Genomic DNA, 14,515 nt, shown 5'->3' on the forward strand with positions numbered 1-14,515 from the left:
GATGGTCCCGCTGCCGTGGCCGGCTCGCCCTGTTCCGTTGGCGCTGTGCACTTTGCACAATTCGTCGTCCATTTATCGGGCAATCCGCCCTTGTGTGGGCCGCAACCCGTTGCCCGTCCTGCGCAAATTGGCGGTATCCAAAATGAATTGTGGACAGCTCTGCCAAAGTGTCCGCATCCACGGACAAGTGGTGAGACCATGTGAGCGAAAGGTGAGGAAGGCCAACCAATTGAATTTCCAGTTATTGCCGCCGGAGATCAATTCGATTTTGATGCGGGCGGGCGCGGGCTCGGAGCCGTTGTTGGCGGCGGCCACGGCCTGGGACGGTCTGGCGGCCGAGTTGGGTACGGCGGCGACTTCCTTCGGGTCGGTCACCGCCGGGTTGGTCAGCGGCTCGTGGCAGGGTCCGGCGTCGGCGGCGATGGCGGCCGCCGCCGCCCCGTATGCCGGGTGGCTGACCGAGGTGGCCGCGCAGGCTTCCGTCGTGGCCGGTCAGGCACGGGCGGCCGCGGCGGTGTACGAGTCGGCGCTGGCGGCGCTGGTGGATCCGCTGACCATCGCCGTCAACAGGATTCAGCGCACGTCGCTGGCCATGACGAACATTTTCGGGCAGAACACGCCGGCGATCGCGGCCGCCGAGGCCGCCTACGAGCTGATGTGGGCTCAAGACGTCGCGACCATGGTCGGCTACCACGCCGGTGCCGCCGCAGTGGCCTCAGGTCTGCCCGCGTTCGCCGATCTGGTGGGCGGCGCCAACGCATTCGTCAACGCCGTACTGACCGACCCGTCGAAGGTGCTCAGCCTCAACGCCGGCCTGGCGCATGTCGGCAACTACAACATCGGACTGGGCAACGTCGGTGCGTTCAATCTCGGCGCGGGCAACGCCGGTGTGCAGAATCTCGGTTTCGCGAACGTCGGTGACGGGAATTTCGGTCTCGGTAATATCGGAACGGCGAATTGGGGATTCGGTAATTCCGGATTGACGACGGGCACGGCCGGCCTCGGCAATATCGGATTCGGCAATGCCGGCGGCAGCAATATCGGTCTTGCGAATATGGGCTTGAGCAATATCGGCTTCGGCAACACCGGAAACAATAATATCGGCATCGGTCTGACCGGCGACAATCTCACCGGATTCGGCGCGCTGAACTCCGGTTTAAATTCAGGCCAGGGCAACATCGGGTTGTTCAACTCCGGCACCAACAATGTCGGGTTCTTCAACAGCGGGACCGGAAACTTCGGGTTGTTCAACTCGGGCAGCCACAACGCCGGTGTCGGAAACAGCGGCACGGCCAGTACCGGCCTGTTCAATACCGGCAATTTCAACACGGGTCTGGCCAACGTCGGTCACTACAACACCGGCAGCTTCAATGTCGGCGACACCAACACCGGAGACTTCAACCCCGGCAGCCTCAACACCGGGTGGTTCAACACCGGCAATATCAATACGGGAATAGCGAACGGCGGCAACGTCAACACCGGCGCCTTCATCACCGGCAACTTCAGCAATGGCATGTTGTGGCGGGGCGACTTCCAGGGACTCTTCGGCTTTGCCGCCGGATCGTCGCTTCCGGCCATTCCGGTCGGCATCGGCATCAACGGCGGCGTCGGCCCGATCACGCTGTTGCCGATCCCGATCATCCCCGCCATCCCACTGAACATCCACTACACCTTCAACATCCCGCCCCTGGCAGTTCCCGACATCACGATTCCGGCATTCTCGTTGGGCACCGGCATACCGATCAGCATCGGCCCGCTGACCGTTTCTTCGATCCCGCTGGTGGCCAAACAGCTATTTCCGTCCATCGACTTCACCGCCGGCCCGTTCAACGCGCTGGGAATCGTGACGATCCCGGCGACCACCGCGACGGACGGTTCGGTCACCGGACCGATCCACATCGACACCCGAATTCCCGCGCTGAACTTCAACGTCAACTGGAATACGCCGGAAATCAGGCTTTTCCCGAACGCCATCAGCATTCCGGACAACCCGCTGGCGCTGCTCGCCAATCTGTCGCTGGGTACCCCGGGCTTCACGATCCCGGGCTTCAGCATTCCCGCCCACCCGATTCCATTCACGATCGACATCGACGGGCACATCGACGGTTTCAGCACCCCGGCGATCTCGATCGACCGTATTCCGCTGTACGTGGGTGCCGGGATCAGGATCGGTCCCATACCGATTCAGGGCGTCAACATCCCGGCAATGCCGGGCTTCGGGAACACCACGACCGCGCCGTCGTCGGGCTTCTTCAACAGCGGCGCGGGCGGAGTTTCGGGTTTCGGCAACTTCGGGACCGGCGTATCGGGTTGGTGGAACCAGGCCTCCAGTGCCCTGACCGGGACAAGCTCGGGTCTGCTGAACGCCGCGACGCTCGGTTCGGGTGTGTTGAACGCCGGGTCGGGGGTGTCGGGGTTGTACAACACCGCGGCGTTGGGGGTGCCGGCGTTGGTGTCGGGGGTGGGCAATGTGGGTCATCACGTGGCGGGGTTGATCACCGCCGGGGACGGGGTGAGCCGGTCGTTGATCGCCAACCTGGGTCTGGCCGATGTGGGCAATTTCAACGTCGGGTTGGGCAATGTGGGCGACTACAACCTCGGGGCGGGCAATGCCGGGTTGCAGAACCTGGGGTTGGGCAATGTCGGGGACCTCAATGTGGGGTTGGCCAATATCGGCAACGGCAACGTCGGGTTCGGCAACGGCGGGTTGGTGGCGGGTCTGGCCGGGGTGGGCAACGTCGGGTTCGGCAACGCCGGTAGTCACAACATCGGGTTGGCCAATGTGGGGGTGGGCAACCTGGGGTTGGCCAATACCGGGGACAACAACATCGGGATCGGGCTCAGCGGCAACAATCTGACCGGGATCGGGGCGCTGAATTCGGGTAGCGGCAATCTGGGGTTGTTCAATTCCGGGACGGGCAATGTCGGGTTCTTCAACACCGGCACCGGCAACTTCGGGTTGTTCAACTCGGGTAGTTACAACACCGGGATCGGCAACTCCGGGATCGCCAGTACCGGTTTGTTCAATGCGGGGAATTTCAATACCGGGTTGGGCAATGCCGGGCATTACAACTCGGGCAGCTTCAACGTCGGCCACACCAACACCGGTGATTTCAACCCGGGCAGCCTCAACAGTGGCTGGTTCAACACCGGGCATGCCAGCACCGGTGTCGCCAACTCCGGCAGCACCGACACCGGCGCCTTCATGACCGGCAACTACAGCAACGGCATCCTGTGGCGCGGCAACTATGAAGGCCTGTTCGGCGCCTACTTCGCGCCCACCATTTCCCGGTTCCCGATCACGCTGCACGCCGCCGGCCTGGTCGGGCCGATCCACGTCGCACCCATCCCGGTCCCGGCGGTCCACTTCGCAGTCACCAACGCGGCGGTCGGGCTGGGTCCCATCGACATCGCGCCCATCACGATCCCCGCGATCCCGATCGACGCCCTTGGTTCGGTGGACCTGGCGGCCAACACCATCGCGCCGATCAGGGTGCTCGATCAACTCAGCGGCTCCGTACGGGCGGCCATCGGAGCATTCAACTTCAACAACCCCGTCGTGAAGCTCGACCAGTTGGGCAACCCGAACGGCATCTTCTTCTCGGACCTCTCGCTCGGTGCCGTGAAGATCAGCGGCCCCGTCCCCGGCAGTCCGATCCCGGCGAGCATCACTTTCGCCAGCAACGCGGTGACCCTGTTCCCGAACGGCTTCGCCATCCCGGGCCAGACCGTCGTGACCGCCGCGGTGTCCGGCGGCAACGACGCGATCACCTTCTTCCCGAACGGGTTCAGCATTCCGAAGGCGTCTGCCGGGGTCGCGAATCTGATCGGCGGCATCGACGCCTTCACCCTGCTGCCCAACGGCTTCTCGCTGAACATCCCGGCAGTGGTCGACGGCGTGGGCTACGTCGGCGACATCCCGATCCCGATCATCAACGTGCCCGCGGTGCCCGGCTTCGGCAACTCGACCGGCACGCCGTCGTCCGGCTTCTTCAACTCCGGCGCGGGTGGCGGATCCGGTTGGGGCAACTCCGGTGCCGGCATGTCCGGCCTGTGGAACCAGGCGTCGAACGCGCTGACGGGTACGACCTCCGGGCTGGCCAACTACGGCGGGCTGAGTTCGGGACTGCTGAACGTAGGAACCGGCGTGTCCGGCTTCTACAACACCGCCACGACCGCAGCGCCCGCGCTGGTCTCCGGTCTCGGCAACGTCGGGCATCACCTGTCCGGGCTGTTCGCCGCGGGCACCACCCTCAACTCCGGCAGCAGCATCGCCAACATCGGCTGGGCCGACCTGGGTGTCGGCAACCTCGGGCTCGGCAACGTCGGCGACGCGAATCTGGGCGCCGCCAACATCGGCGCGCACAACCTGGGATTCGGCAACATCGGCGACGGCAACTTCGGATTCGGCAACATCGGCGCAGCCAACTACGGGTTCGGCAACTCCGGACTGTCGGTGAGTCTGCCCGGCATCGGCAACGTCGGCTTCGGCAACGCCGGCAGCAACAACATCGGCCTGGCGAACGTGGGCCTGAGCAACATCGGCTTCGCCAACTCCGGCAACAACAACATCGGCATCGGACTGGTCGGTGACAACCTTACCGGGATCGGTGGCCTGAATTCCGGGTCCGGCAACATCGGGCTGTTCAACTCCGGCACCGGCAACGTCGGATTCTTCAACACCGGCACCGGGAACTTCGGGCTGTTCAACTCCGGCAGCTACAACACCGGGATCGGCAACTCAGGGATCGCCAGCACGGGCCTTTTTAATGCCGGCAACTTCAACACCGGCCTGGCCAACAGCGGTCATTACAACTCGGGCAGCTTCAACGCCGGCAACACCAACACCGGCGACTTCAACCCCGGCAACCTCAACACCGGCTGGCTCAACGCCGGTCACTCCAACACCGGGCTGCTGAACTCCGGCACCCTCAACACCGGTCTCGTCAACACCGGATACGGCAACAACGGCCTCTTCTGGCGTGGCACCAACGCCGGACAGATCAGCCTCTACTACGGCATCACCATCCCGGAATTCCCGATTGACATCGTCACCACGGGCGCCGTCGGCCCGATCGTCATCCCCGACGTCAACATCCTGCCCCCGCTGCACATCGCCCTGACCGGCGGCGCGAACTACGGCTTCACGTTGCCGGACATCCCGATCCCCGCGATCCACATCGGCTTCGGTGGCGGCGCCGACGTCAGCTTCAACGCCCCGGCGACCACGCTGCTGTCCGCCATCAACATCAACGGCAACTTCACCGGCGGCCCGCTGACCGCCTCGGACATCACCGTAAATCCGTTCAAGATCAACGTGGCAATTCCCGAGATCTTGCAGAAGGATCCGTTCAACCTCCCGCCGTCGCTCGGCATCGAACTCGAGGCCCCGCTGATCCTCGACTTCATCACCCTGGCCGGCCTGTCGCTGCCCATCCAGCAGGCCATCGATCCCATTACGCTGCAAGCGATTTCGTTCACTCAATCGATACCGATCGACATCCCGCCCATCGACATCGCGGCGCAGGTGGTCAAGGGCATCTCGATGAGCCAGACGCTGCCGCTCAACTACACCCTGGACACGCCGGCCGTTTCCCTGACCGGGATGACGATCCCCGCGATCCCGCTCAACTACGACATCCCGCTGACCGCCGGACCGTTCACCCTCTCGATCATCGACATCAAACCGGTGCCCGGCTTCGGAAACTCGAGCGTCGCGCCGTCCTCGGGATTCTTCAACTCCGGCGCCGGCGGCGGATCGGGCTTCTTCAACGCCGGCCCGGCCCTGTCCGGACTGCTCAACCAGGCCGCCAAGGAATCCATGCTGGGCACGCTGTCCGGCCTGGGCAACACCGGCGGCCTGTCCTCGGGGCTGCTGAACTCCGGCACCGCGATCTCCGGGTTCTTCAACGTGACCGGAATCGACTTCAACACACCGGCATTCGTCTCGGGCTTCAGCAACCTCGGCGACCACGTATCCGGACTGTCCTACAAGGGCCTGCTGGCGATGCTGACCTACCCCAGCGGACCCAGCGCCATCTCCCAATTCTTCGACAACGTCGCCGCCGAACTGCAACACCTGGACATCCGCAACGCGCTCAACCTGGGCAACGTCGGCGGCATCAACCTCGGGTTCGGCAACCTCGGCGACTTCAACCTGGGCGGCGGCAACTCCGGGGACGGCAACGTCGGCGGCGGCAACTCCGGCGCCCAGAACTTCGGCTTCGGCAACATCGGCGCCGGCAACGTCGGGTTCGGCAACCTCGGCGACGGCAACTTCGGGTTCGGCAACTCGGGCCTGGCGGCGGGACTGGCGGGCCTGGGCAACAACGGATTCGGTAACGCCGGCAGCTTCAACGCCGGCTTCGCGAACCACGGGACCGGCAACATCGGGATCGCCAACACCGGCAGCAACAACATCGGCATCGGCCTGACCGGCGACAACCTGACCGGCATCGGCGCCCTCAACACCGGGGCCGGCAACATCGGCCTGTTCAACTCCGGCACCGGCAACGTCGGCTTCTTCAACACCGGCACCGGCAACTTCGGGTTGTTCAACTCCGGCAGCTACAACACCGGCGTCGGCAACTCAGGGACGGGTTCCACCGGCCTGTTTAACGCCGGCAATTTCAACACCGGACTGGCCAATGCCGGCCACTACAACACCGGCAGTTTCAACGTCGGCGACGCCAACACCGGCGACTTCAACTCGGGCAACGTCAACACCGGCTGGTTCAACGTCGGCAACACCAACACCGGCCTGTTCAACACCGGCAATGTCAATACCGGCGCCTTCAACTCCGGCAACTTCAACAACGGGGTGCTGTGGACGGGTGACTGGCACGGCACCTACGGCTTCCAGTACAGACTCGACATCCCCGGCAGCACCATTTTCGACTTCGACCGGACCTTCGACTTCGGGCCCATCAAGATCTCCGACCCGATCCACATCGCCGGAATGTCGCTGTTCGATTTCCACCAGATATTCAACGTCGGGCCCTACGTCATCCCGCAAATCGATGTTCCTGCATTCGAACTCGACATCCATCGGGTGATCGAGATCCCGCCGATCGTCTTCCTGCAAGGCATGACGCTCGGCGGCCAGACCTACACCACGTCGTTCAACAACCCCGCCCCGCTCGCCTCCGAGTTCACGCTGCCGATCATCAAGGTGCGGATCCCGCTGATCAGCAACTTCGTCTGGACGATCGGCCAGCCCAACGGGATGGGATTCATGGGCCACAACGACTGGGCCCAGGAACCCGTCAAGGGCATCACGTTGTTCACCGGCTCCGGCTTCGCGTCCTCCGGCTACAACTCGCTGAGCATCCCGGTCATCAACATCCCGACGATCAGCACCGAAGCGATTCCGCTGAACATCGACATCAGCGGCGGGCTGCCCGCCTTCACCTTGTTCCCGGGCGGGCTCAACATTCCGCAGAACGCCATCCCGTTCAACATCGACGCCACCGGAATTCTGGATCCGATCACCATTTTCCCGAACGGCCTCCAGATCAATTCGCTGCCGCTGCACGCCGCGCTCAACATCACCATGCCGCAGAGCAGCACGGTGCTGATCGACATCCCGCGGACCGCCGGCTTCGGGAACACCTCCGCGACACCGTCGTCCGGCTTCTTCAACAGCGGCGCCGGCGGAGTGTCGGGCTTCGGCAACTTCGGCGCGGGCGTGTCGGGCTGGTGGAACCAGGCGTCGAGCGCGCTGGCCGGGTCGGCGTCGGGCTACCTCAACGCCGGTTCCCTGCACTCGGGGCTGCTGAACTTCGGCTCGGCCGTGTCGGGTCTGTTCAACACCAGTTCGCTGCCCCTGGGGACGCCGGCGACGCTATCCGGCATCGGCAATGTCGGCCACCACCTGGCCGGGCTGTTCACCGCGGGGACCATGGGCGACCAGAGTCCCATCGTCGACCTCGGCCTGGCCGACCTGGGCAGCCACAACATCGGGTTGGGCAACATCGGCGCGCTGAACCTGGGCGCGGCGAATGCCGGCCTGCGGAACCTGGGCTTCGGCAACCTCGGCGACGGCAACATCGGCCTGGGCAACGTCGGAATCAGCAACATCGGATTCGGCAACGCAGGCCTGTCGGCCGGCCTGGCCGGCATCGGCAACGTCGGATTCGCCAATGCCGGAAGCGGCAACTTCGGCCTCGCCAACGCCGGCCTGAGCAACATCGGGTTCGCCAACAGCGGCAGCAACAACATCGGCATCGGACTGGTCGGTGACAACCTCACCGGCATCGGCGGCCTGAACTCCGGGTCCGGCAACATCGGACTGTTCAACTCCGGCACCAACAACATCGGTTTCTTCAACACCGGCACCGGCAACTTCGGCCTGTTCAACTCCGGCAGCTACAACACCGGCATCGGCAACAGCGGAATAGCCTCCACGGGTCTTTTCAATGCGGGCAACTTCAACACCGGCCTGGCCAACCCCGGAAACTACAACACCGGCAGCTTCAACGCCGGCCACACCAACAGCGGCGACTTCAACCCGGGCAACCTCAACACCGGCTGGCTCAACAGCGGCAACTCCAACACCGGCTTCCTGAACACCGGCAACGTCGGCACCGGCGCTCTCATGTCCGGCAGCTACAGCAACGGCCTGCTCTGGCGCGGCGAATACCAGGGGCTGTTCGGGTTCCACTACGACTACCCGCTGCCCAAGATCGCGCTGCTCGACATTCACGGCGCCGGCGAATTCGGCCCGGTGGTCATCCCGCCCATCCCGATCCCGGCCACCCACCTGCAACTGGGCGGGAACGTCGCGATGGGGTCGTTCACCATCCCGCAGATCGACATTCCCGCGCTCAACCCGGACATCCTGGGCAGCATCGGCTTCGGGCCGATCAGGGTTCCGTCCGTTCACATCCCGGGTATCGACGCCATCAACATGGTCATGCACACCGACCCGGTGCGGGGGCCGAACACCGCGACCAGTCCCTTCCTCATCTGGACGCCTGGTGACACCGGCGCGGTCATCTACCTCGGCCCGACCTACTATTCGATCGGCGGATCGGGGGGCAATCCGTTCAATACCGGCAATCTCACCGCCACCGGTGGCATGGCCGGGGCCGCGAACACCTTCATCAAGATCGTCACCGAAGGCTTCGACACCCCCGAACTCAACATCGGCCGCATCCCGGCGGGTTTCCACGTGCCCGGCTTCGTCGATCCGATCACCGTCTTCCCCGGTGGCGTGACGTTCCCGGCGGCCAACCTGATCAACCTCGCCGTCAATGCCGGCAACCTGGGCGTCGACATCCCGGCAATCACCTTCCCGCAGATCGTCGGAAACGTCGACGGCACCGTGTACGTCATCTCCAGCAACATCCCGTTCGTCAATGTCCCGGCAATGCCGGGCTTCGGGAACACCACGACCCTTCCCTCGTCCGGCTTCTTCAACAGCGGTGCCGGTGGCGGATCGGGCTGGGGCAACTTCGGCGCGGGCATGTCGGGTTGGTGGAACCAGGCGCACGACGCGCTGCTGGGGACGGGGTCGGGCTACTTCAACGCCGGCACGCTGAACTCCGGACTGCTCAACTTCGGCTCGGGGGTGTCGGGGTTGTACAACACCGCGGCGTTGGGGGTGCCGGCGTTGGTGTCGGGGGTGGGCAATGTGGGTCATCACGTGGCGGGGTTGATCACCGCCGGGGACGGGGTGAGCCGGTCGTTGATCGCCAACCTGGGTCTGGCCGATGTGGGCAATTTCAACGTCGGGTTGGGCAATGTGGGCGACTACAACCTCGGGGCGGGCAATGCCGGGTTGCAGAACCTGGGGTTGGGCAATGTCGGGGACCTCAATGTGGGGTTGGCCAATATCGGCAACGGCAACGTCGGGTTCGGCAACGGCGGGTTGGTGGCGGGTCTGGCCGGGGTGGGCAACTTCGGGTTCGGCAACGCCGGTAGTCACAACCTCGGGTTGGCCAATGTGGGGGTGGGCAATCTGGGGTTGGCCAATACCGGGGACAACAACATCGGGATCGGGCTCAGCGGCAACAATCTGACCGGGATCGGGGCGCTGAATTCGGGTAGCGGCAATCTGGGGTTGTTCAATTCCGGGACGGGCAATGTCGGGTTCTTCAACACCGGCACCGGCAACTTCGGGTTGTTCAACTCGGGTAGTTACAACACCGGGATCGGCAACTCCGGGATCGCCAGTACCGGTTTGTTCAATGCGGGGAATTTCAATACCGGGTTGGGCAATGCCGGGCATTACAACTCGGGCAGCTTCAACGTCGGCCACACCAACACCGGTGATTTCAACCCGGGCAGCCTCAACAGTGGCTGGTTCAACACCGGCCATGCCAGCACCGGTGTCGCCAACTCCGGCAGCACCGACACCGGCGCCTTCATGACCGGCAACTACAGCAACGGCATCCTGTGGCGCGGCAACTTCCAGGGCCTGGCCGGCGTCGCTCTCGGCTACACCGTGCCGCAGTTCGCCGCGGTCGGCGGCGACCTGCTCGGCGGCGTCGGCCCGATCACCGTGCTGCCGCCGATCCAAATCCCGTCAATCCCGTTGTATATCAACACCGCCGGCGGTATCGGCCCGATCAGCATCCCGTCGATCCCGGTGCCGTCGATCCACCTGGGCGTCAACCCGACCGTCGATGTCGGCCCGGTCAGCGTCGGACCCTTCACCATCAGCACGCCCAACTTCACCGTCAACTACAACACCGCGCCCAGCACCGCGGTGTCCGGCGGCAGCTCGGACTTGTACGTGGTCGCCAGCTACGGACTGGTGATCCCGGGCCCGATCAAGATCTCGGGCAGCCCCGGCGGTGTCAGCGTCACGACGCCGGGATTCAACGTCAACCCGATCTCGATTCTGGCCGGGACGGCAACGTTCCCCGGCTTCACCATTCCGCTGGAACCGATCCACATCGGACTGCCGCTGTCCCTGACCATCCCCGGCTCCGGCATCCCGGGCGGCGGCATCCCCAGCCTGCCGCTGAACTTCGGGTTGAGCTTCGCCACCCCGGCCTTCGGGCTGCCGACCGCGGTCATCGACCGGATTCCGCTGGACCTGCACGTCGCGTCCACCGTCGGTCCGATCGAGATTCCGATCATCGGCTTCGGCGGGACGCCGGGCTTCTGGAATACGACGTTGCTGCCGTCCTCGGGCTTCTTCAATGTCGGTGGCGGCGGCGGGTCCGGCTTCTGGAACTCCGGCTCGGCGATGTCCGGATTCCTCAACGCGATCTCGGATCCGCTGCTCGGGTCGACCTCCGGGATGCTCAACTTCGGCACCCAGCTCTCCGGCCTGCTCAACCGCGGCGCCGGCATGTCGGGAGTGTTCAACACCAGCACCCTGGACCTGATCACCCAGGCCTTCAACTCCGGCTGGATGAACGTCGGCCAGCGGCTATCCGGCCTGATCTACACGGGGATCGGACCCTAGTCCGGCGCCCCGGTGACCACGCAGCGGGTGCGGCTGTAGATCGTGGGCATGCACTTGTTGCAGTGCGTGCAGGCCGATCGGACGCCGGCGCCGTCGCGGGCGATCCGGTTGATCAGGTCGGGCTCGGCCAGCAGCGCGCGGCCCATGGCGACGAAGTCGAACCCCTCGGCCATCGCCAGGTCCATCGTCTCCCGGTTGGTGATGCCGCCCAGCAGAATCAGCGGCAGCTTCAGCTCGGCGCGGAAGAGCTTGGCCTCGTTCAGCAGGTAGGCCTCTTTGTAGGGATATTCGCGCAGGAACTTGGTGCCCGTCATCCGCATGCCCCAGCGCAGCGGCGGCTTGAAGGCGCCGGCGAACTCCTTGAGCGGCGCGTCGCCGCGGAACAGGTACATCGGATTGACCAGCGAGCTGCCCGCGGTCAGCTCGATCGCGTCCAGGCCGCCGTCTTCCTCCAGCCACTGGGCCGTGATCAGCGACTCCTCGTTGGAGATGCCGCCGCGCACCCCGTCGGACATGTTGAGCTTGGCGGTGACGGCGATCTGCCGCGGACCCTGGTCGACGGCCCGGCGCACCGCCATCACCAGCCCGCGTGCCACCTTGGCCCGGTTGGCCAGCGACCCGCCGAACTCGTCGGTGCGGCGGTTGATCAGCGGAGACAGGAACGCGCTCGCCAGATAGTTGTGGCCCAGATGGATTTCGACGGCATCGAAGCCGGCCTCGACCGCGAACCGGGCCGCCTTGGCGTGATCGGCGAGCACCTCGTCGATGTCGTCCGCGCTGGCCTTCTTGGCGAACCGCATGCCGATGGGATTGAAGAACCGCACCGGCGCCAGCGCGGTGGCCCCGTTGCTGCGGGCGTTGGCGACCGGGCCGGCGTGGCCGATCTGGGCGCTGACGGCCGCGCCTTCGGCGTGGATCGCGTCGGTGAGGCGCCGGAAGCCCGGCACCGCCTCCGGGCGCATCCAGATGCCGTTGCCCTCGGTGCGCCCGCCCTGGGAGACGGCGCAGTAGGCGACGGTGGTCATGCCGACCCCGCCGGCGGCGGGCTTGCGGTGGTACTCGATCAGGTCATCGGTCACCAGCGCGTTCGGGGTGCGGGCTTCGAACGTCGCGGACTTGATGGTCCGGTTTCGAAGGGTCAGCGGACCGAGTGTGGCGGGGCTCAGGACGTCTGGGGCTGCAGACATATAGGCAGCCTAACCGCTCGGGCCCGGGTGGCGATCACACCCGGTCATGCCAGACTGTCTGGCGTGGGCGCAATCACGCTGGACGGCAAGGCCACCCGTGACGAGATCTTCGTCGACCTGACCAAGCGAGTGGCGGCCCTGACCGCCGCCGGCCGCACACCCGGGCTGGGCACCATCCTGGTCGGTGACGACCCCGGCTCGCAGGCCTACGTCCGCGGCAAGCACGCCGACTGCGCCAAGGTGGGCATCACCTCGCTCCGGCGCGACCTGCCCGCCGACATCTCCACTGAAACGCTCAACGAGACCATCGACGAACTGAACGCCAACCCCGAGTGCACCGGGTACATCGTCCAACTACCGCTGCCGAAGCACCTCGATGAGAACGCGGCGCTGGAACGCGTCGACCCCGACAAGGACGCCGACGGCCTGCACCCGACCAACCTGGGCCGGCTGGTGCTGAACATGCCGGCGCCGCTGCCGTGTACCCCGCGCGGCATCGTCCACCTGCTGCGCCGCTACGACGTGCCGATCGCCGGGGCCCACGTGGTGGTCATCGGGCGCGGTGTGACGGTGGGCCGCCCGTTGGGGCTGCTGCTCACCCGGCGTTCGGAGAACGCCACAGTCACGTTGTGCCACACCGGAACTCGCGATCTTCCCGCGCTGACCAGGCAGGCCGACATCATCGTTGCCGGGGTCGGGGTACCGCACATGCTGACCGCGGACATGGTCCGCCCGGGCGCTGCCGTCGTCGACGTCGGTGTCAGCCGAGTGGACGGCAAGCTCACCGGGGACGTGCATCCCGACGTGTGGGAGGTCGCCGGTCACATCTCACCCAACCCCGGCGGCGTCGGTCCGCTGACCCGTGCGTTCCTGCTGACCAACGTCGTCGAGCTGGCCGAACGGCAGTGACTATCCGATGACGGTCCGGGCCATTCTGGGGCGCGCGGTGCGCGCCCAATGGCCGATCCTGCTCGTCGGGCTCATCTTCCTGGTGGCGTTCGTGCTGGCGGGCGCCAACTTCTGGCGCCGCGGCTCGCTGCTGATCGGCATCGGGGTCGGGGTGGCCGCAGTGCTGCGACTGGCCCTGCCCGACGACCGGGCCGGATTGCTGGTGGTGCGGAGCCGGGGGACCGACTTCCTCACCACCGCGTCGGTAGGGGCCGCGATGGTCTACGTCGCGTGGACCATCGACCCGCTGGGGACCGGCTAGCTGCGATCGCAAGCGCGGCCGCGGCGATCGCAAGCGCGGCCGCGGCGATCGCAAGCGCGGCGGAGCCGGGCGCTGCGGGTCGCCGCCATCGAACGGAGCCGGGCGCTGCGGGTCGCCGCCATCGGGACTAGCTGCCGGGCATCCCCGGAATCCCGGCCAGCCCCGGAATGCTGCCGACGCCCGGGATCTGCTGCAGCGCGCCCGGCACCTTGCCCGCGGCCACGTCGGCCATCACCGACGGGCAGTACATCTGGATCGCGATGGTGGTGAACATGCCGGCCATCTCGGGCGACATGCCGCTCTGGCTGGCGAAAACGCGGGAAGCGGCCGTGTTGAACGACCCTCCGGGCTGGGCCAGGATCGGGCAGACCGACTTGCCCAGGTTCTCGGCATTGATCGGGTCGCCGTAGTTGACGCCGGCGTTGCTCAGCGCGGTGATGAACGCGTCGTCGACGGGGCTGGCCTCGGCCGGGGCGGCGAAGGCGGCACCCGCGGTCAAAAGACAGGCGGTTCCGGCCAATAGCCGAACGCTCAGTGGTTGGTGGCGCCATGGCTGCATATCGAGCTCCCTGATGTTGGAGAGCACCTTTGATGCGGCACTCAAGCGACTCCTCGAACCTTTGTCCATGCCGGTCTCATTCGGGACACGATGGCGTAAAGGTTTGGCAGGACCGGCGTTTTGCCGGCGCGACGGACACA

5 protein-coding genes are annotated in these 14,515 nt (G+C 65.6%); 3 read left to right on the plus strand and 2 right to left on the minus strand.

Annotated elements, in window-relative coordinates; all coding sequences use genetic code 11:
* Positions 1-229: 229 nt before the first annotated feature.
* Positions 230-11,419, plus strand: coding sequence for a PPE family protein (locus tag C0J29_RS06570; RefSeq protein ID WP_162951605.1), 11,190 nt, complete (start codon positions 230-232; stop codon positions 11,417-11,419).
* On the opposite strand, the gene C0J29_RS06575 is transcribed toward C0J29_RS06570, so the two are convergent.
* Positions 11,416-12,606: an NADH:flavin oxidoreductase gene (locus tag C0J29_RS06575; protein ID WP_065165962.1), complete on the minus strand. Its 1,191-nt coding sequence runs from the start codon at positions 12,604-12,606 to the stop codon at positions 11,416-11,418. The two genes, C0J29_RS06570 and C0J29_RS06575, sit on opposite strands and share 4 nt — an antisense overlap.
* A gap of 63 nt (positions 12,607-12,669) precedes the next feature.
* On the opposite strand from C0J29_RS06575, the gene C0J29_RS06580 reads away from it, so the two are divergent.
* On the plus strand, positions 12,670-13,515 hold the full coding sequence (locus C0J29_RS06580) for a bifunctional methylenetetrahydrofolate dehydrogenase/methenyltetrahydrofolate cyclohydrolase (RefSeq protein ID WP_065165961.1): 846 nt from the start codon (positions 12,670-12,672) through the stop codon (positions 13,513-13,515).
* 7 nt (positions 13,516-13,522) lie between these two features.
* Positions 13,523-13,816, plus strand: coding sequence for a DUF3017 domain-containing protein (locus C0J29_RS06585; RefSeq protein WP_065165960.1), 294 nt, complete (start codon positions 13,523-13,525; stop codon positions 13,814-13,816).
* A 127-nt stretch (positions 13,817-13,943) separates the two neighbouring features.
* Here the strand turns inward: C0J29_RS06585 and C0J29_RS06590 are convergent, their stop codons facing one another.
* Positions 13,944-14,375 carry a DUF732 domain-containing protein gene (locus C0J29_RS06590; RefSeq protein WP_065042853.1) on the minus strand — a complete coding sequence of 144 codons (432 nt, stop codon included), beginning with the start codon at positions 14,373-14,375 and terminating at the stop codon, positions 13,944-13,946.
* Between the last annotated feature and the right edge of the window lie 140 nt (positions 14,376-14,515).

This window comes from Mycobacterium paragordonae (genome assembly GCF_003614435.1).
Taxonomy (GTDB): domain Bacteria; phylum Actinomycetota; class Actinomycetes; order Mycobacteriales; family Mycobacteriaceae; genus Mycobacterium; species Mycobacterium paragordonae.

Bases quoted from the DNA above. Each gene is read 5' to 3' on its own strand.
- C0J29_RS06575 (WP_065165962.1), bottom strand. From the start codon at position 12,606: ATGTCTGCAGCCCCAGACGTCCTGAGCCCCGCCACACTCGGTCCGCTG.
- C0J29_RS06585 (WP_065165960.1), top strand. From the start codon at position 13,523: ATGACGGTCCGGGCCATTCTGGGGCGCGCGGTGCGCGCCCAATGGCCG.
- C0J29_RS06590 (WP_065042853.1), bottom strand. From the start codon at position 14,375: ATGCAGCCATGGCGCCACCAACCACTGAGCGTTCGGCTATTGGCCGGA.